This window comes from Priestia sp. YIM B13489 (genome assembly GCF_042787645.1).
GTDB lineage: Bacteria > Bacillota > Bacilli > Bacillales > Bacillaceae_H > Priestia > Priestia megaterium.
The window spans coordinates 2,306,977-2,324,175 of record NZ_JBHZOQ010000053.1 but is presented as its reverse complement, the minus strand read 5'-3'; the positions used below and the strand labels follow the sequence as shown (position 1 = coordinate 2,324,175).

Genomic DNA, 17,199 nt, shown 5'->3' with positions numbered 1-17,199 from the left:
CTATTTATTGCGTTTTTTGTATCTTTATCAGTAGCTGGAGATTGATTTACACTTATTTTTTTGTGTCGAATGATCTAATAAAAAAAGAGGACAAGTAAAAAAGTCCTCTTTTTAGTAACGTTGTAACACATTTTATAATTTTTCTTATTCATTTCTGTATGCAAGAAGCTCTTGTAGTTCTTTATTAGAAAGTTCTGTTACCCATTGATCTCCTTGGATGAGTTCATTGTTTAGATGTTGTTTTTGATTGATTACTTCATCAATTTTTTCTTCAATCGTTCCTCTTGTAATAAACTTATGAACATGAACAAATTTATTCTGCCCAATTCGATGGGCGCGATCGGTTGCTTGGTTTTCAACGGCTGGGTTCCACCATCGGTCAAAATGAATAACGTGATTTGCAGCTGTTAAATTCAATCCAGTTCCACCTGCGCGAAGAGAAAGGATAAAGATGGCTTTTTTCCTTGCTTGAAATTGAGCAACCATTGCATCTCGTTGTTCTTTTGACAAACTCCCGTGAAGGAATAAAACTGGCTCGTTGATTTCTTTTTCTAAGGTTCTTTGCAGCATGAGTCCTGTTTCAATATACTGAGTAAAGATTAAACAGCTTTCTTGCTGTGTGCGAATGCTCTCTACGAGTTCAATAATTTTTTGACTTTTATGAGATCGCCGTACCGTTTGTTTAGCTGTACTTTCCTTTAAGTACAAAGCTGGATGGTTGCATAATAATTTTAGCTTATTTAGTGTTTGCAAAATCATGCCTTTTCGTTCAAATCCTGTTTTTTCCTTTGTTTCTTGAAGCATTCCTTGAACTAGCTCCTGGTAAAGTGAAGCTTGTTCCGCTGTCAGCGGGATATATTCTTTTTGTTCTTGTTTATCAGGCAGTGAGCGGGCGATGTTTTTATCTTGTTTTGTTCTTCTCAATAAGAAAGGCTGAATGAGTGCTTTAAGCTCAACAGTTCGTTCAGGTTTCTCGCCTTTTTCAATGCCTGCTACAAATCGGTTTTTAAATGAATTGATTGTTCCTAAGTAACCAGGATTGATGAATTCAAATAATGACCATAGTTCCAGCAGACGGTTTTCAATTGGAGTTCCAGTAAGTGCAATTTTGTGTCTTCCTTGCAGCTGACGGATAGCTCTCGCCTGTTTAGTCTGCGGGTTTTTAACATGTTGTGCTTCGTCTAAGGAAATGCTGTTCCACATAAACCCTTTCAACAATTCGACATCCAAAAGAGCAACTTGATAAGTCGTGATCACAACGTCAGTACTTTCACATATCTTCTCAAATGCGTATCCGCTGGTTCTTTTCGGCCCGTAATGAACATGAACACGAAGAGAAGGGGCAAATTTCTGTAATTCTTTTTCCCAGTTTCCAATTAAAGAAGTTGGGCAAACGATAAGAGAAGGAGAGCTATGTAACGGATGAATATTTGTTAAATAACTAATTAATTGAATGGTTTTACCTAGCCCCATGTCATCTGCTAGACATCCTCCTAAGTTAAACTTTCTCAAAAACATGAGCCAATTCAAACCTTGCTGCTGATAAGGTCTTAATGTACCTTTAAATTCAGAGGGAGGCAGCACTTCCGGCAGCCGTTCTAAATCCGTTAAGGATGTAATAAATGATTGAAAGGAAGCGGGTAGTTGGAACTCAACTTTTACCTCTTCTTCATCGGTTTTACTGTCTGCCATGTAGGTTAGCTTCGTTTTTAAAATTTCATGAATTGAGACGCCTTTTTTACTAGCTTCTTTAACAATTTTCTGCGCTTGTTTAATTAATCTAGAATCCAGTTGAATCCACTGTCCGTTAATAGATAATAATCGGCGTTTTTGTTCGACTAATTTCCGAAACTCTTCTTCTGAGAAAGTTTGATCGCCAATAGAAAATGACCAGCGGAAGCTGCTGATAGCTTGTTTACCAAATAATGCAGATGAAGTATTTTCTATAGTGCCAGATACTTTGATGGTGGCTTTTTTTAATGATTCCCACCAGCTTGGCAAATGGATAGAGACACCTTGTTTAATCAATGCTGCACTATCTTGAGTTAGAAATTCCCATACTTCCTCATCTGTTAGGACAGACTGAATAAAAGCTCCTTTTTGGTATAAAGTAGGAGCCAATGCTTTCCATCGTTCGTGTTCGTAAGCGATATATGATTCGTAGTGGTTCCACTCTTTAGGAAGCGTTCTTCCAAGTATAAAAGGTTCTTTGGCTTCATCGTGGGGAATCACGAATGTTTCAGCCGTCCATACATCTCCATCGGTCGTTGGCTCTACAATACGCAATGAAAGGTCAAAGGGAGGATTATAGCTCTCGCCTTCTATGCTTATTAAAAAGTCCTTTCCTTCTTTTTTTAACAAGTTCTCTTTAATTTGTGCTCGCCACTCTTGCTCATCAGCTTGTGAAAGCGATCCAGTCATTTGTTTTTTTAAAGGAAGAGAATGAAATTTCCCTTTGATAATCCTCTTTGCCATATCGACTGCAATTTGCTGATAAGCTTCCGCTGAAGCGGACAAAGCCGGTTTCAACACATGCTGTTGAATAGGTAATTGTATGAAAGTGAACATTTGCCATGCAGAAAGAAGAATTCCTTTTTTCCCATTAATCTCAACCTGTGTGGCTTCGCTTCCGTAATAGGTCTGTTCATGCCATAGAAACAGCGCATCTTTCCATGTATCAGGGAGCAAAATTTGGCCGCTAGGTGATACACAGTAGAGAAAAAAGTCACCGTGTACAGGTTCGACTTCAAGTGTTAAATGAAACAAATCAAACATTCAGTAAATCTCCTTTTTCTAATAGTTGTTGAAACGAGCGCTGTTTCTTTGTTTTTATCGCTAATTCTTCCATATAATGTTCCCATAGTAGAGAGCGATTCATTTGTAGATAAAGTCTCTTTAATTCTTGTAAGTAGATATAGGCTTCTTGATAACTGCTTTTCTTTTTTTCATAAATCAGCTTTGAAATCATTTGATGATAAAGAGGAATAACCAGCTTTTCATCTTTTTGTTTTAAGGCTTCTATCGTTTGCTCGTCATATTTGATGCTGTCATATTGAAGAAGCACCTGTAATTCAACCCACTTTTTCAATTGGTCAGAAGCATATAGAAAATCACTGTATTCAATAAAACTATAGGGAAGTAACGTTTGCAATGCTTCAGTATACAAAGTTTGATCGTTCGTTAAGTCTTTATAGTGCTCAAATAAATTTACAATCATGGAGACCATGTTTCGGCTTCCTTGATAAGTAGTCGGAACGGTGCGTACGTAATCTCCTATATAGGTCATTATATAAGAGCCCCACTGAGCAAAGCGGTCAGTTTCTTTTTCATGCAATAAATCATTTAACCAAGGAATAAGATAGGGAATCATTTGTAGTGTTTCATCGCTCAAACGTTCTTTTGCTTCGCCATCTTTTTCTTGAAGGAATAAAAGATAGGAAAGAGCTGTATTGTTTATAAAAGAACCGTACTTAGCTTTTAATTTGCTTTCCTCAATTTTTCGCCACTTTTCTAACGTGAAGATTTTTTGCCAAATAACGCGATAAATCTCAATACGTTCATATTGTAAAGGCATATCTTTATGCAATAATTCTCGGATGTATGGAATGCTGTCCTCTATAATAGATAATGCATCTCCATCGTATTTCATTTGCTTTAACGAATCAGCGGTAGCATAAATTTCATTTGTTATTTTGTAGACGTGACTATATACGAATGATTCCTCGATGTTAGTAGAAAGCTGATGTGCCTGTAATTGAGCTGATAGTTTATAGAATGTATGAACCGCTCCATACATACAAAATAAAGCATAAAGCAATGGGTGCTCAGGAGCCTTTTTCACTAAAGCACGGTAATAGTACTGATAATATTCATGATAAATGGAACGGTCATTTTCGTTCCGCCCCTGCATAAAAAGCGTATACTGCTCCTCAAAAGTTTGTCTCCACTCTTGAAAAGTTGCCTTCGGCTTTTTTAACACTTGTTTGGCAGATAGCATAGTCAAAGCTGCTTTTTCATGGTTTCGCCATTCTTTGAATAGAGGCGCAAGCGGTTCTATTAATGAGTACATATAAAAAAACGCTGCAAAGCAGTGTTCACAAAATCCGTTATGCTGACAAGAACAGGTACTTTCAGGGAGCAACTGCTTGTTTAGTTCCACATAAAACGAATCGATTTTAACGTTTAATATCTGTGCATCATTGTGCAAAATGAAGAATGAATGGGTACGGTAAAGGTCTAGCCCTGCTTGGGCATTTGTGCGATAGCGTGCATCACTGTACGGGAAATGCTGTATAAATTGGTGCTGTAAGTGATCTGAAAACGAACTCATAATCCCATTCCTTTCTATACATAAGTGGAGCATAAAATTATATTTATAAGTGATTAATTTTCTTTTCATTATAAATGATAAAAATAGAATTATACAAAATCTTTTGTTATGATAAAGCAGAATCCAACATGACTCTTTATAAAAAGAAATGGATTCAACATGACTTTGTGTACATACTCAATCGCAGACTTACTATACTATAACCAATAAGCACGATTGACATTGACAGGAGGAAAAGTAAGTGAAAATTCGTAAAGCTATTATTCCAGCAGCTGGATTAGGGACACGCTTTTTGCCGGCTACAAAAGCACAGCCTAAAGAAATGCTGCCAATTGTAGATAAACCAACGATTCAATACATTGTGGAAGAAGCAGTAGCATCAGGTATTGAAGATATTTTAATTGTAAGCGGTCGCGGAAAACGAGCAATTGAAGACCATTTTGATAAATCATATGAGTTAGAAGAAACATTAGCTGCAAAGGAAAAGTGGGACATGCTCGAAGAAGTGCAGGGGATTTCGAATTTGGCTAATGTTCACTACATTCGTCAAAAGGAACCTAAAGGATTAGGTCATGCCATTCACTGTGCAAGAAGTTTTATCGGAGATGAACCTTTTGCTGTTATGCTAGGCGATGATGTAGTTCAATCAGAAACACCTTGTTTGAAACAGTTAATGAACGTATACGAAAAATATGAATGCGCTGTAGTTGGTGTACAGGAGGTGCCTAGAAAAGAAACTTCAAAGTACGGAATTGTAGGTCCTAAAGGAGAGCCTCTTGAAAAAGGGTTATTAGACGTAGAAACGCTCGTTGAAAAACCGAATCCAGAAGAGGCCCCTTCAGGCTATGCAATTATGGGGCGCTATATTTTAACACCGGAAATTTTTGATATCTTGAGCAGAGAAGAGATTGGCGCAGGAGGAGAAATTCAATTAACAGATGCTATTTTACGTCTGAATGAATTCCAACGTGTTCTTGCTTACTATTTTGAAGGAAAGCGTTATGATGTTGGAGATAAATTTGGATTCATTAAAGCAACAATTGATTTAGCTCTGCAAAGAGAACCGCTGCGAGAAGAGTTAGTGAGCTATTTTAGAGAAATTGTCGAAAAAGAAGGGCATATGTAAAATATATTTACTAAGGGAACTATTGGGAATCAAGGAGATTTTCAATAGTTCTTTTGGGTTAGAGCTCGTTGTACAAAAGATGGTTATATCGTTTATTGATGAATTCTCATAAAATGTTACATAATAATAAGTAAAAGAAATTATTTCATGTTTTTATATAAATGCTATCATGAAATGACATTTTTCGATATAATATCAGATAGGTTTTATTTATTAAGCATGTCATATAAAGGAGATTTTCTGCAATGACAAAGAAATTGTGTGTAGTTGGTTTAGGATATATAGGTTTACCGACAGCTGTTATGTTTGCCAATCACGGCTTATATGTACATGGTGTCGACGTAAATGAAAAAGCAGTAGAATTAATTAAAAATAAGCAACTTCATATAGAAGAAAACGGCTTACAAGAACGTTTAGAATCAGCAGTTGACAACGGCCACTTCACGGTAGGCACAACAGCTGAAGAGGCGGATATTTTTATTATTGCTGTACCATCACCAATTAATGAAGATAAAACGGCAAACTTGAACTATGTTCGAGAAGCGACAAAATCGATTGTTCCTTACGTTCGTAAAGGAAATTTAGTAATTTTAGAATCCACAGTTCCTCCGCGTACAGTAGAAGACGTTATGCTACCTGTGCTAAAAGAAACGGGTTTAGAATTAGGCAGTGAGTTATTTGTTTCTCATTCACCTGAACGCGTTATTCCAGGAAAAGTATTTGAGGAATTAGTAAATAATGACCGTATTGTCGGTGGTATTAACGAAGAGTCTAGTCGTTTGACTGTTGAGCTTTATAAAACATTTGTAAAAGGAAATATTCACGTAACGGATGCTACAACAGCTGAAATGGTGAAAGTAATCGAAAACACATATCGTGATGTGAACATTGCGTTTGCAAATGAGCTGGCAAAAATCAGTGAAAAAATTGGTGTAAATGCGTGGGAAGCGATTAAGTTAGCGAACTATCATCCACGTGTAAACATTCATTTACCAGGTCCTGGTGTAGGCGGCCACTGTATTGCTGTTGACCCTTGGTTCTTAACGGAGCTTCAGCCAGAACTAGCAAAAATTATTTCTCTTTCTCGTCATACAAATGATTCAATGCCTGAATATACAGCATTGAAAACGAAAAGCCTACTAGATGAAAAGGGCATTCAACATGGACGTGTAGCTGTTTTAGGTTTAGCTTTTAAAGGAAATATTGACGATATGCGTGAAAGTCCATCAACGGATGTACTTCATCATTTAGAAAAACTGGGCGTTGATTACACAGCATTTGATCCTCATATCAAAGAGAATAAAATCGAACGTCAGACGCAAAGTTTGGATGAAGCTGTTGCACATGCGGATGTGATTCTTATTTTAACAGATCATAATGAGTTCAAAGAGCTTCTTCCATCAGCTGTTGAAAATCACATGCGTACAAAAGTTATTTTTGATACGAAAAACTGCATTCAGCGTGATCAATGGAAAGCAGCAGGCTTTGACGTAGTGTTACTTGGTGATTCAAAAGTTTCTACTTTATAAAAAGACGGGCTGAACAGCCTGTCTTTCGTTTGTAAAAAACTAAAAAATCAACATACGGGTGATTTAATGAAGGAAAACATCTTAGGAATAGACGTTTGTAGCGACACGTACGATGAGCTAGCGGTAAAGTTACTTCAGGATATAGATAAAGGCCGAAAATCATTTATTGTAGCAATCAACCCTGAAAAAATTATGAAAGCACAAGAAGACAGGGAATTAAAGTCACTATTAAATCAAGCGACTTATCAAATTCCAGATGGGATCGGTGTGATTTTAGCTTCAAAGCTCAAAAAGGGACGTATTCGTGAGCGTGTAACGGGTATTGATATGATGCTGAAGCTGTGTAAAGAAGCAACGAATAACGGTAAAAGAATTTTTTTATACGGAGCCAAGCCTGGAATTGCAGATGAAGCCAAAGCTAAGTTGGAAGAGATGTTTCCAGGGATTTTAATTGTTGGAACATTAAATGGCTATGAAAAAAATGAAGAAGTTATTGAACGTACGATTAATGATTCAGGAGCAGAAATTGTTTTTGTGGCTTTAGGCAGTCCAGCCCAAGAAAATTGGATTATTGCTCATAAAGAGAAACTTAATCCTTCTGTTTATCAAGGCGTAGGGGGCTCGTTCGATGTTATTTCAGGACGATTGAACCGAGCACCTGCTGTTTTTCAAAAGTTTGGTTTAGAGTGGCTTTATCGACTGTTAAAAGAACCATGGAGATGGAAGCGTCAGTTAGAATTACCTAGGTTTCTTCTTCGAGTGTTAAGAGGTTAAAAAAGCATGCGGATATAATCCGCATGCTTTTTATTTTTAGATATCTTCTTTCTTGTTTTGCTGCTTGATTTCATCCGTTAGTTCGTGCAAGCTTTGTCGCACATTTCCTTTTCCAGAAAAGTTTTCAATCAATTCCTTCACATCTATACCTGAGGATGCTTTCAGCGATTCTTGAAGAGAAGACATTAAGTTTGTTGCATAGCCAGTCACTTTATTAGCTCCGCTGTTTTCACAGTTGCTTCCTGTATCCACAACCGTAATTTTGTCGATATTTGCTAAAGGACTTGCAACTTGTTTTGCATATTCAGGAAGCATCTTGATAATCATATCTAAAATAGCCGCTTGACCGAACTGCTCGAATGCTTCAGCTACTTTTTGTTTAGCTTCAGCTTCAGCTAAACCTTTTAAGCGGATAATTTCAGCTTCAGATTCACCTTGGGCACGCTGAGCTTCAGCCTTTGCTAAACCATCAATTCGAACGCGTTCAGCTTCAGCTTTAGCCATTGCTTCAATTCGATATTTGTTGGCGTCTGCTTCAGCAAGCTGTTTTGCTTTTTCAGCTTCTGCGGATTGCTCAACAGAGTAACGATCTGCATCTGCTTTCTTTTTTACTTCAGAATCGTATTGACGCTCACGACGAAGAATTTCTTTTTCTTCTAACTCAATTTGTTTCTGACGTTCAATGATGCGGATTTGCATTTCTTGTTCTGTTACATCTTGTTTCGCGCGAGCTGTTTCTAGATCATATGCTTGGTCAGCACGAGCTTTGGCAATATCTTGTTCGCGACGATATTCAGCGGTTTTTAACTGATTCATTTTTTCAGCTTCCGCGATTTCTGTATTTCGCTCAAGCTCCGCTTTTTGGGCATCTTTATGAGCCTCAGCACGCTTGATTCTTGTTTCTTTTTCAGCTTCCGCTGTTGCAATGTCAGCATCTCGCTTAACTTGAGCAATACGAGGTTTCCCTAGAGATTCTAGATAGCCGTTCTTATCCCGAACGTCTTTAATTGTAAACGATACAATAATTAATCCCATTTTAGCCAAATCTTGTGAAGCTACGCGCTGTACTTCTTGAGAGAATTTTTCACGGTTTTTATAAATTTCTTCTACCGTCATAGAACCAAGAATCGAGCGAAGGTGACCTTCTAAGACTTCTCTAGCTTCGGTTTCGCGATCTTCTTTTGCTTTGCCTAAAAACTGCTCAGCGGCCGTTGCAATTTCTGAAATAGAACCTCCAATTTTGATGATTGATACCCCATCAGCCATAACAGGAACACCTTGTTCTGTATATACTTCAGGTGTAGATACTTCCAGTTTGCTTGACAGCAAGCTCAGAGGCTCAGCCTGCTGAAAAACTGGCAGCACAAACGTACCCCCTCCGCGAACAATTTTAATGCGGTTTCCGGATTCATCGACATGCACGTTTTTATTTCCCAGATAGCTTCCTGTTACAATTAACGCTTCATCTGGACCTGCTGTACGGTATTTTGTAATAAATACGGCAATCAGCGCAATTAATAAAAAAACAACAATTCCAACGACAACTAATATAGGTGTTGAAAACATAAAACTCCCCCTAATACTATTTATAATGAGTGATTGGTCATAACTTCTTCATAAATCACAACGAGTGCGTTGCCCCTTTGTATATCTACAACAAGCACTTTGCTGCCTAAAGGTATAGCAGTGTTTTTAAAGCTGGCAGCGGGTTTAGAGATAGTGCCGCTAACCCCTTCGATAAATACTTCTCCATAACCATCTGCAGGAACGGAAGTAATAATGGTACCAAGTCTTCCTTTTAACGAATCTTCAGTAAAAGCAAGAGATTCTTCAGCCGATGATAAAGGAATCAATACAAAAACGTTGAGCAAAATAACGAGTAGAAGGGCAATAAGAGCGGAAATCGAAATAATCCAATAATTTTGCAATGACGTATAGGCGAACAAATATCCACTGGCACTAAAGAATGTTAAAAAAGAAAAAAGAAGAGTGGGGTTAAAAAAAGGTATCGCTTCAGATAATCCATCTAACAAATCGCTAAATAAAATGTATAAGAAGGTGAGACTTCCGCAGATAATTAATCCATACAAATACACTGTTTGAACAGATAGACCGAACATAGTTCATTCAACACCCCCTTTATGTAAGATGATTGATGCTGTTCCTACTATGTATTACGAACCCCATCAAAAAAAGTTTCATTTTTTTGATAAAATTCCTTTTTTTGTTTAATTTTATCTCTATCCATTTCACTATATTTTAACTTTTAAATGATATAAGATAAGGACAACGATTCAGTGAATGTGGTTTGAAATAGTGGATATGCATAGGTCAAAAGTTTGTTCATATAATGAGTGGGGCCATGTGAAATAAAAATAAAGGTTTAAATATGCTTAATAAAAAGGAAAAAGAGTTAGAGATGAAGAATAAATTAGACGAAAAGGGGGGAGTTCGCTTATATTTTAATAAAGTATAGTAAAGAAAATGTTCTACATAAAATAACCACATAAGAATAAAGTAAATCAGCTGTTTATACACCAAAAAATACAGTTCTTTTCTATTGATAGTTTGTAAATGTGCTAATTTTTGAGAATAAATTTCTATTTAAGTAGTAGAATCATTGTGATATAATCCATTTTGGGAATAAGTAAGTAATTATTGTTATACGCAATTTGAAATACTATCCAATTATATAAAGTTGGATACATTTTTTATGGTTTTGGTTAACATAAACCTGAGGAGGGTCTCCATGCTATATTTGACCTTGTTTATTTGTTTTATTACATCTATTCTGATCACTCCGCTGGTTAAGAAGCTGGCGTTTAAAATAGGTGCAACAGATAAACCAAATCAACGAAAAGTTCATCAAAAAATTATGCCTCGCCTTGGAGGCTTGGCGATATTTTTTAGTTTTCTTATTGGATACCTCGTTTTACAGCCTGACAGTAAATATGCGCTGCCGATTTTAATCGGAAGCATCATTATCATCATTACCGGTGTCTTAGATGATATGATTGAGCTATCCGCTAAAATCAAATTAGGCGGTCAGCTAGTAGCGACATTAATTGTTGTTGTATACGGTGGAGTCCAAATTGACTTCATTAACTTGCCGTTTGGCGGAAAATTAGAATTCGGAATGTTAAGTATTCCAATTACGGTATTATGGATTGTAGGAATTACCAATGCTATTAATTTAATTGATGGATTGGATGGATTAGCTGCCGGCGTTTCCTCTATTGTATTGATTACCATCTCGGGTATGGCTATTATGATGGGCAATGTGTTTGTGACAAGCATGGGTTTCATCGTATTGGGAAGTACGCTCGGATTTTTATTTTACAACTTTCACCCCGCTAAGATTTTTATGGGTGATACAGGAGCACTATTTTTAGGTTATATGATTTCTGTATTGTCTCTGTTAGGATTTAAAAATGTAGCGGTTATTTCCTTCATTGTTCCAGTTATTATTTTAGGGGTACCAATTTCAGATACGTTCTTTGCTATTATTCGCCGAATCGTAAAAAATCAACCGCTATCGGCTCCTGATAAATCTCATTTGCATCATTGCTTGTTGCGCTTAGGGTACAGCCATAGACAAACGGTTTTAATTATTTATGGAATGAGTGCGATATTTGGTTTAGCGGCAGTTATCTTCTCAAAGGTACAAACAATGTGGGGGTCTTTTCTTGTACTAGCTATCCTCCTTGTAGCGATTGAAATTATCGTTGAAAAGATAGGACTAGTTGATAAGACATATAGGCCAATTCTCAACATGGTTCGTGGACTTCGTTTAAAAAATTAATTAAAAAGACCTCTTGGATATCCAAGAGGTCTTTTTAATTATTCTGTTGTATCTGAAGTTGATTCAATGCCTAAATGCTTGCGGAGCTTTTCACTTACTTTTTCCACTGAATCATTGTCTAGTTTAAAGTAGTACACGCCGTTAATTTTTTCATCGCTGCCGTCTAAGTTAATGGTTTCGATGTCTACTTTTTTCGAAGCATAATCATAAAACGAAAGCATTTCACCGAACATTAAATTCGTTTTCATATTATCGCCAACAGCTTCGATAAGATTTCCATATTTATTTAGTGATCCAATGGAAGCAGCTTTTTTAATCATAGCTTCAATCAACTGCTGTTGTCTTTTTCCTCGCTCAATATCGTTGTCTTGTTTTCGTGTTCGAGCAACAGCTAACGCTTCTTCGCCATTTAAATGTTGATTTCCTGGTTTTAAGACAATAGCATTATGACGATCTTTTGAGTCCTTTTCACTCATCGCATAAGGTACATCAAAATCGATTCCCCCAAGTGAGTCTACAATGTCTGTGAAAGCTTTAAAATTCACTTTAACATAGTAATCAACAGGGACATTAAACAGCTGTTCTACCGTTTCTACAGTTGCTTTTGGACCTCCGTAAGCATGCGCATGAGTAATTTTATCTTTTCTGTTCACTTCAGGTATATAAACCCGCGAATCTCGAGGTATGCTTACAAGCTTTACGGTTTTATTGGTTTCGTTAAAGGTCGCCAAAATTAAAGCATCCGTACGGGCTGATTTTCCGAATTTCCTGGTTTCACTATCATCTACGCCCATAAATAAAATGGATATATCATCTTTTTTGGGATCGATTTTACGATCACGCATAGGAGAGTTATCGCGATCTCCGAGTCCTTCATAAGAATCAGAAGCTACTGTTTTAGCTTTAACAAACAAATAAGAGCCATAAGCGGTTGCAGAAAGCCCTAAAATAAGGATAGGTAACAGAAAAAATGTAAAAAGCCTTCGTTTTCTTTTCCGTTTGTTTACTCTTTTTTGAAAACGTCTATATTGAGCCATACGGTTTCTCCTTTTATTCGTATATTCGAACACTTATTGTGACACTTAGTATGTGTTATAAATTGGAATGTATGAATCAAACTCGTCAAAGCTATGCATCTGTACGAGGTTTTTACTCATTGACAAGTAGCGCAACCATCAGAATAGTTGCGCTATTTATCAATTGTACAATGTTTTTTAATAAGAGTAAATAATTCATTCTACATCTTCTTCTAAATAGGTCGTCTCACCTGCTCGAATATCTGCTTGGCCGTTTGTTAGCTCGGTCATCCATTCAGTAAATGCTTCTGTTTGAGCTTCCTCTACAAATGTTTCAATCTCTACCATATCTGCGTAGTGGATTTCTTTTAATAGATAAACGGAACTGCGAAGCTCATTTTCTAATTTTCCAAGCCATGTATAGTCGACGGTTGTGTGCATAACCGCCATGAGAGTTCGTTTGACTGTACCTAGTTCATTTAACGCTTCGGAAACAGATTTCCCATATGCGCGCACCAAGCCACCTGCGCCCAATTTAATGCCTCCGAAATAGCGCGTAACGACGACCACCGTATCTTTTAAGCCTCTTTTTTTAAGGACTTCTAACATTGGTACGCCTGCTGTTCCACTTGGTTCTCCATCATCGTTTGCTTTTTGAAATTGATCTCGTTCTCCAATTAGGTAAGCTGAACAGTTATGAGTAGCATTCCAGTGCTGTTTTTTAATGTCTTGAATAAATTGCTGAGCTTCTTCCTCAGTTGTTACACGTTTCATATGACAAATGAATCTAGATTTTTGAATAGTGATTTCATGTGAACCTTCTTGTTTTACGGTATAATATTGTGATAACAATCAAAAAATCCTCCTTAGCGTTATAAATAGAAGAAAAACGGGTATTTACGTACTGTTTACTTGCTATTAGTATAAAATGTTTATGAAAAGACATCAATTAATCAAATTCAACATCACTTGAACAAGCTATACAGAATATACGTTATAATAAAAGAGTGTGCAGGCTTGTATAGCTAAATAATGAAATGGTTTAAACAGGCAGTTAGTCACTGTTGAAGAGTGAGCGTAAATGGTAATCTATTCAAATAACGCGAGTCAAGCGTCGATTGATGTCGAGTTTGAGGGTACTAAAAACAACCGTTACTTTTTGGATATAAAAAGTCAGATAGGGAGAAAATATGGATCTTATCCTCACAATTCAGATAGGTCATACGAATACTATATATAGCATGAACGTATAGACATTTCTCCGAATGTGAGTATAGTTTGGGGTGAGTAAATGTCGAAACATAAATTAACAAGTAAGGCACTTGATGAAATTTTTGAGAAGATTATTGGCACAGTGGGAGATAGTAAAAATGAAGTCTATCGTCTTTCTGAAGATGCCAGACAAGAATATCAGCAAATAAAAGAAGAGTTAGAAGTGTTAAAAGGGAAAGTTCTTGAGACGATAGAGCAAGGCGATAAATTGGAAACTCAGGCAAGGTTGGCTCGAAAGCGTTTGTCTGATGTGAGCCGACATTTTCAAATTTATTCAGAGCCTGAAGTAAAAGACGCTTATGAAAAAGCACACGAATTACAAACCAAGCTGCTGATGAATCAGCAAAGCGAATATCAGCTGCGTAATCGTCGAGATGAACTAGAAAGACGCTTGCTTACATTAGAAGAAACGATTAAACGTGCAGATCACCTAGTAGGTCAAATTTCCGTTGTGTTAAATTATTTAACAAGTGATTTAAAACAAGTAGGGGAAATAGTAGAAGATGCCATTCAAAAAGAGTATTTTGGCTTTCGGATTATTGAAGCTCAGGAAGAGGAACGGAAACGTTTGTCAAGAGAGATTCATGACGGCCCAGCTCAAATGCTTGCAAATGTTATGATGAGATCGGAATTAATTGACCGAATTTACCGGGAACGTAGTGCAAAAGAAGCAATGGAGGAAATTCGAGATTTACGAAAAATGGTTCGTTCTGCCCTATACGAAGTGCGTCGAATTATATATGATTTAAGACCGATGGCACTTGACGACTTAGGTCTAATTCCGACGCTGCGTAAATATCTTGATACAATCGAAGATTATAACGAGGGCAAGCCTCGGATTACGTTTATTTCCATTGGACAAGAGAAGCGAACTGCTTCAAAATTAGAAGTAGCACTGTTTCGTCTAGTGCAAGAAGCTGTAACGAACGCATTAAAACATGCAGACGCGACGGAAATCCAAGTGAAGATAGAGTTCAACAATGAACACGCTATTTTGCTTGTCAAAGATGACGGCTGCGGTTTTAATCAAGAAGAGAAAAAAGAGAATTCGTTCGGCTTAATAGGAATGAAAGAGCGTGTTGATTTGTTAGATGGGACTATTTCTGTTCATTCGAAAATTAACCAAGGCACGCTTGTTATGATTAAAGTACCGATTATAGCCGCTTAAAAAGGCAGAGATATGTATATAAATAGGGGTCAATATAGAGTAAAACATTTGTTGTTCGATTTGGGGAGGAATCAAACATGCAGACAAGAATTATCATAATCGACGATCACCAATTATTCCGTGAAGGAGTAAAAAGAATTTTAGATTTCGAAAAAGATTTTGAAGTAGTTGCAGAAGGTGACGACGGTAGCGAAGTTATTGACCTTGTAGAAGAACATCAACCTGATGTTGTAATCATGGATATTAACATGCCGGCTGTAAATGGTGTAGAAGCTACGAAAAAGCTTGTAGAAGTAAATCCGGACGCTAAAGTTATTATCTTATCTATCCATGATGATGAGACATATGTAACTCACGCCTTACAAACAGGTGCACGAGGCTATCTGCTAAAAGAAATGGATGCGGATGCGTTAATTGAGGCGGTGAAAGTAGTTGCAGAAGGTGGTTCATATTTACACCCGAAAGTAACGCATAGTTTAGTAAAAGAGTACCGTCGACTAGCAGCTCAAGGACAATCGTCTTCTTATCCGCACGAACCAATTGAGATTCGCCGTCCACTACATTTGTTAACACGTCGTGAGTGCGAAGTGCTACAACTGTTAGCTGATGGTAAAAGTAACCGAGGAATCGGAGAAGCATTATATATTAGTGAAAAAACCGTTAAAAACCATGTGAGTAATATTTTGCAAAAAATGAATGTAAATGATCGTACTCAAGCTGTTGTTGTGGCAATCAAAAACGGTTGGGTAGAAGTAAGATAAGTTCAAAAGTCCGATATACAACTAGGTATATCGGACTTTTTTTTTCTTTTTATAAATTTTTTTGAAATTGTAGGTAAAAAGTCATGTTTAATGAGAGAGTAAAACAACCGATAAGTTAAGGGGAGAAAATATCTTTTAGGAAGGAAAAGGGTGATACCTTTACACATTTACTCGTCTTTTAACTTCGCTTAAGCATAAAGGAAATCTTAAGGATCCTACAACCTTCGACGAAAGCATTCATACCTCAAAATAATGTCCATCAAGTTGATGCATGCTCTTGTAAAAAAAGGTCTTTAATACATTCAGATACATATGAGGTCTTAGAAGAATTTATTCAAACCTCAACTGGTGTCCTTTAAAAATTTATAAGTTAGCTTTTAGTGAAATAAATAGAAAACTGATTTAAAGAAGACAAGAAGGTGATGAAGCTGAATTTTATAACGGAAGAATTAATCTATCATAAATCTCCGCAAGAGCTAACAGCTATGATGTATGAAAAATTCATTCAAAATATTGATGAAGCTGTTATAGCAATTCAACACAGCGATTATTTTACAGCGAATGAAAAAATTAAACAGTGCAACGATATTTTATATCGGCTAGGAATTGGCTTAACATATCAAGCAGGTATCATTGCAGAGCAGTTAGATACCCTGTACAACTATATGTCTGAGCGATTAATTATGGCTAATTTTAAAAAAGATACGTTTATTTTATATGAAGTTCAACAAATGATGAAGAAGCTTTCTAACGCTTGGAATGAAGTGTTAAAAGCGAAGCCTAAAGTTACCTCTTCGCTCCGAAAAAACAAGCTGTCTTCTTATGAACAGCACATAAGCATCACTATTAGCTAAAGGGTAATCATCATCATATCCACGCATCAGATGCCTCTCGAAACTTTCAGCTAGCACATCTAAAAGTCTAAATTGAATGGAGTGTATACTAACAGAGAAAGGAGAGATACATAGTGGAGGTACAGCGAATTAACAGTCTTTCTTCTTCCATGAATCTCATTAGAGAAAAAGAAGTAAGTGGTTCGGTTTCATTTACAGGAGTAATGGCCAAGAAACAAAAAGAACTAACCTATGAACATTTAACTCAAGTGATAAATAAAGTTGAAGAACAGGGAAAGCAGTTAGTGAAAAGTCAAACTATTGATTCTTTGCGGAAATATAAGACGCTTGTGAAGCAGTTTATGAACGAAGTCGTTAAAAATGGCTTTGAACTTCATGAAGAAAGAGGATTTAATCATAGAGGAACGACTAAAGTATATAAGTTAGTGAAAGAAGTGGATACGAAACTAGTTGACTTGACAAATGATATCCTTCAAAAAGAAAAAGACAGTTTAAATTTACTCAAGCGGGTTGGAGAAATTCAAGGTTTGTTAATTAATATGTATACGTAAGGGAGCTTTTACTAAT

At 36.7% G+C, this 17,199-nt stretch carries 14 protein-coding genes; 8 read left to right on the top strand and 6 right to left on the bottom strand.

The window, feature by feature from the left end; genetic code table 11:
* Window positions 1-144 precede the first annotated feature (144 nt).
* Window positions 145-2,775: a DEAD/DEAH box helicase gene (locus ACFX4W_RS17660; protein WP_043977456.1), complete on the bottom strand. Its 2,631-nt coding sequence runs from the start codon at window positions 2,773-2,775 to the stop codon at window positions 145-147.
* Complete coding sequence (locus ACFX4W_RS17655; protein WP_322552504.1) at window positions 2,768-4,330, bottom strand: replication initiation protein; 1,563 nt, start codon at window positions 4,328-4,330, stop codon at window positions 2,768-2,770. The genes ACFX4W_RS17660 and ACFX4W_RS17655 overlap by 8 nt, the downstream gene beginning before the upstream one ends.
* A gap of 241 nt (window positions 4,331-4,571) precedes the next feature.
* Between ACFX4W_RS17655 and galU the strand changes: the two genes are divergently transcribed.
* From galU to ACFX4W_RS17640, 3 genes are all read left to right on the top strand, one after another.
* Window positions 4,572-5,456: a UTP--glucose-1-phosphate uridylyltransferase GalU gene (gene galU, locus ACFX4W_RS17650; protein WP_016765909.1), complete on the top strand. Its 885-nt coding sequence runs from the start codon at window positions 4,572-4,574 to the stop codon at window positions 5,454-5,456.
* A gap of 245 nt (window positions 5,457-5,701) precedes the next feature.
* Window positions 5,702-6,985 carry a nucleotide sugar dehydrogenase gene (locus ACFX4W_RS17645; protein WP_013059780.1) on the top strand — a complete coding sequence of 428 codons (1,284 nt, stop codon included), beginning with the start codon at window positions 5,702-5,704 and terminating at the stop codon, window positions 6,983-6,985.
* A 66-nt stretch (window positions 6,986-7,051) separates the two neighbouring features.
* Entirely contained in the window at window positions 7,052-7,759 is a 708-nt protein-coding gene (locus tag ACFX4W_RS17640; protein WP_013059779.1) for a WecB/TagA/CpsF family glycosyltransferase, read from the top strand.
* 36 nt (window positions 7,760-7,795) lie between these two features.
* On the opposite strand, the gene ACFX4W_RS17635 is transcribed toward ACFX4W_RS17640, so the two are convergent.
* Together ACFX4W_RS17635 and ACFX4W_RS17630 are read right to left on the bottom strand one after the other, a co-directional pair.
* Window positions 7,796-9,325, bottom strand: a complete 1,530-nt coding sequence (locus ACFX4W_RS17635) for a flotillin lipid rafts scaffold protein FloT (protein WP_377559850.1) — start codon at window positions 9,323-9,325, stop codon at window positions 7,796-7,798.
* A gap of 20 nt (window positions 9,326-9,345) precedes the next feature.
* Window positions 9,346-9,879, bottom strand: coding sequence for an NfeD family membrane protein (locus ACFX4W_RS17630; protein ID WP_013085444.1), 534 nt, complete (start codon window positions 9,877-9,879; stop codon window positions 9,346-9,348).
* 629 nt (window positions 9,880-10,508) lie between these two features.
* Here ACFX4W_RS17630 and ACFX4W_RS17625 point away from each other — a divergent pair.
* Window positions 10,509-11,561 (top strand): glycosyltransferase family 4 protein, encoded by a 1,053-nt coding sequence (locus ACFX4W_RS17625; protein WP_013059776.1) that lies wholly within the window; start codon window positions 10,509-10,511, stop codon window positions 11,559-11,561.
* A 38-nt stretch (window positions 11,562-11,599) separates the two neighbouring features.
* Here ACFX4W_RS17625 and ACFX4W_RS17620 read toward each other — a convergent pair whose 3' ends face one another.
* Together ACFX4W_RS17620 and ACFX4W_RS17615 are read right to left on the bottom strand one after the other, a co-directional pair.
* The gene (locus ACFX4W_RS17620; RefSeq protein WP_013059775.1) at window positions 11,600-12,598 is read right to left on the bottom strand and encodes an LCP family protein; all 999 of its coding nucleotides are present in this window, start codon (window positions 12,596-12,598) and stop codon (window positions 11,600-11,602) included.
* 195 nt (window positions 12,599-12,793) lie between these two features.
* A complete protein-coding gene (locus ACFX4W_RS17615; protein ID WP_013085443.1) occupies window positions 12,794-13,429 on the bottom strand; it encodes a YigZ family protein in 636 nt (211 codons plus the stop codon).
* Window positions 13,430-13,868: 439 nt separating this feature from the next.
* Here ACFX4W_RS17615 and ACFX4W_RS17610 point away from each other — a divergent pair, with 439 nt between their 5' ends.
* The 4 genes from ACFX4W_RS17610 to ACFX4W_RS17595 all read left to right on the top strand — a co-directional run bounded on the left by ACFX4W_RS17610 (window position 13,869) and on the right by ACFX4W_RS17595 (window position 17,183).
* On the top strand, window positions 13,869-15,017 hold the full coding sequence (locus ACFX4W_RS17610; RefSeq protein ID WP_013059773.1) for a sensor histidine kinase: 1,149 nt from the start codon (window positions 13,869-13,871) through the stop codon (window positions 15,015-15,017).
* Between the two features lie 77 nt (window positions 15,018-15,094).
* Window positions 15,095-15,778: a response regulator gene (locus tag ACFX4W_RS17605; RefSeq protein WP_013059772.1), complete on the top strand. Its 684-nt coding sequence runs from the start codon at window positions 15,095-15,097 to the stop codon at window positions 15,776-15,778.
* Between the two features lie 422 nt (window positions 15,779-16,200).
* Window positions 16,201-16,632, top strand: coding sequence for a flagellar export chaperone FliS (fliS, locus tag ACFX4W_RS17600; protein WP_280560764.1), 432 nt, complete (start codon window positions 16,201-16,203; stop codon window positions 16,630-16,632).
* Between the two features lie 113 nt (window positions 16,633-16,745).
* Window positions 16,746-17,183: a YaaR family protein gene (locus ACFX4W_RS17595; RefSeq protein ID WP_043977443.1), complete on the top strand. Its 438-nt coding sequence runs from the start codon at window positions 16,746-16,748 to the stop codon at window positions 17,181-17,183.
* The last annotated feature ends 16 nt before the right edge of the window (window positions 17,184-17,199 follow it).

What these genes read in the sequence shown, in the direction of transcription:
- ACFX4W_RS17660 (WP_043977456.1), bottom strand. Translation starts at nt 2,775, where the DNA reads ATGTTTGATTTGTTTCATTTAACACTTGAAGTCGAACCTGTACACGGT.
- ACFX4W_RS17655 (WP_322552504.1), bottom strand. Translation starts at nt 4,330, where the DNA reads ATGAGTTCGTTTTCAGATCACTTACAGCACCAATTTATACAGCATTTC.
- ACFX4W_RS17645 (WP_013059780.1), top strand. Translation starts at nt 5,702, where the DNA reads ATGACAAAGAAATTGTGTGTAGTTGGTTTAGGATATATAGGTTTACCG.
- ACFX4W_RS17640 (WP_013059779.1), top strand. Translation starts at nt 7,052, where the DNA reads ATGAAGGAAAACATCTTAGGAATAGACGTTTGTAGCGACACGTACGAT.
- ACFX4W_RS17635 (WP_377559850.1), bottom strand. Translation starts at nt 9,325, where the DNA reads ATGTTTTCAACACCTATATTAGTTGTCGTTGGAATTGTTGTTTTTTTA.
- ACFX4W_RS17630 (WP_013085444.1), bottom strand. Translation starts at nt 9,879, where the DNA reads ATGTTCGGTCTATCTGTTCAAACAGTGTATTTGTATGGATTAATTATC.
- ACFX4W_RS17625 (WP_013059776.1), top strand. Translation starts at nt 10,509, where the DNA reads ATGCTATATTTGACCTTGTTTATTTGTTTTATTACATCTATTCTGATC.
- ACFX4W_RS17620 (WP_013059775.1), bottom strand. Translation starts at nt 12,598, where the DNA reads ATGGCTCAATATAGACGTTTTCAAAAAAGAGTAAACAAACGGAAAAGA.
- ACFX4W_RS17610 (WP_013059773.1), top strand. Translation starts at nt 13,869, where the DNA reads ATGTCGAAACATAAATTAACAAGTAAGGCACTTGATGAAATTTTTGAG.
- ACFX4W_RS17605 (WP_013059772.1), top strand. Translation starts at nt 15,095, where the DNA reads ATGCAGACAAGAATTATCATAATCGACGATCACCAATTATTCCGTGAA.
- fliS (WP_280560764.1), top strand. Translation starts at nt 16,201, where the DNA reads ATGAAGCTGAATTTTATAACGGAAGAATTAATCTATCATAAATCTCCG.